Below are 1,014 nucleotides of genomic sequence, written 5' to 3'. Positions count from 1 at the left end.
TCCGGCATCATGCGCACTCGACCTTGATGATGTACTGGTGGTTTCGCGTCCGATGAACGTGGATCACCCGCACCCTCAAGCCGTACCGGCGGATCTCATCTGCCACAGCGTGCGGGATCAGGTAGAGCGGTATCGGGGTGACATTTATCCCCTCCGGGGATGATGTACCTCCGGCAGTCGGGTGGAGTGCTTGGCGGCGTTTCCGATCCAGGCTGCCATCTCGTTCTGGTTGCATTTTTTTGTCTCTCCTCTGCACCGGAATCTGGTCCGGCGCATACACCATTATCGGATGCCGTTTGTTAAAAGGGTGAGTCCGGGAGCCCTGAATACAGGATCATGTCCATATAATCCTTTCTTTATCAAAAAATAAAATAGAGAGAAATCTGCTCCTGATCAGTGATCAGAAGGAATATTCAGGTCATCGGTCTGTTCACCCTATTTTGGCGGCACGAGATCCCCTGCACAGGCTGCGAAGATCTCGCCCGGGGGATAGCGGAGGAGAACCTCATGGCCCTTCCCGGTCGAGAGGAGGTCGATGATCCCGGCATCGGCGAGCCTCTGCAGCCGGTTATGGTAAGTTGTCTTCCCGGCGGCGACGTAGTCCTGCATCTCCTCATAGACCGCGCCGGCCATCATGTCATCCCCGGCAAGCGATCGCTCTGCAAGGTGATAGAGGAAGGAACGCTCACCGGGAGAGAGAGCGGCGGTGCGGGCGGCAAGCACCGGCGAATTCACCCCCGAGGCCACGCACATGACATCCTCGCGGGTGACACGGCGGCGGCCGTCCGCCTCCGTCCGCGCAACCGCTGTACGGATCAGATCGATCCCCACCCGTATATCCCGGGCATCGGCGGTCAACCTCGATACGAGGTCAAGGATCCCTGTCGGCATCGCCCCGGGGTAGAGGCCCTGTTGCACCCGGTCGCTGAGGATCGCATGGACCTCAGTCCGGGTATACGGCCAGAAGTTGACCTCGTAAGGGTGGAAGACCGACCACACCGGCCCGTCGGCCTC

General features: G+C 59.6%; 1 protein-coding gene and 1 pseudogene. Both read right to left on the bottom strand.

Going from position 1 to position 1,014, the window contains the following annotated elements:
• Positions 1-7: 7 nt before the first annotated feature.
• Positions 8-235, bottom strand: coding sequence for a hypothetical protein (locus PLN84_RS13455; RefSeq protein ID WP_324306284.1), 228 nt, complete (start codon positions 233-235; stop codon positions 8-10).
• A 200-nt stretch (positions 236-435) separates the two neighbouring features.
• Positions 436-1,014: pseudogene (locus PLN84_RS13450) on the bottom strand (hypothetical protein); the annotation flags it as partial.

The organism is Methanoculleus sp. (assembly GCF_035363275.1).
In the GTDB taxonomy this organism is placed as follows: Archaea; Halobacteriota; Methanomicrobia; order Methanomicrobiales; family Methanoculleaceae; genus Methanoculleus.
The sequence above is the reverse complement of the archived record's forward strand: the minus strand, read 5'-3'. Positions and strand labels throughout refer to the sequence as shown.

Coding starts and splice junctions, on each gene's coding strand:
- PLN84_RS13455 (WP_324306284.1), bottom strand. CDS start 235: ATGCAACCAGAACGAGATGGCAGCCTGGATCGGAAACGCCGCCAAGCA.